The sequence below is a fragment of the Ensifer sp. LC11 genome (assembly GCF_001695835.1).
In the GTDB taxonomy this organism is placed as follows: domain Bacteria; phylum Pseudomonadota; class Alphaproteobacteria; order Rhizobiales; family Rhizobiaceae; genus Ensifer.
In genome coordinates, this window is the sequence record NZ_MBSO01000070.1 from 1 (window position 1) to 304 (window position 304).

A 304-nucleotide genomic window follows, 5' to 3' on the forward strand; every position below is an offset into this window, starting at 1 on the left:
GCCATGGAAAACTCCAAGGACGTCGTCGACGAAATCAAGAAGAAGCTGGTTACCGCCAGCGAGCCGGGCGTTGACAAGAGCAAGATCCAGAAGGAAATCAAGGAGCTGCAGAACCAGCTTCTGAGCATTGCCAAGTCGGCCTCGTTCTCCGGCGAAAACTGGGTCTACACCGACCCGAACAACCTTGCCGGCACGAAGTCGGTTGTCGGTTCGTTCAACCGCGACGCCAAGGGCAATGTCAGCCTGACGACGCTGCAGTACGACACCAACAAGAGCTCGCTGATCGAAGTCAACGCTTCCGGCG

The 304-nt window shown here is 57.2% G+C and carries 1 pseudogene; it reads left to right on the forward strand.

Annotated elements, in window-relative coordinates:
* A pseudogene (locus BBX50_RS27855) lies at positions 1 to 304 on the forward strand (flagellin); the annotation flags it as partial.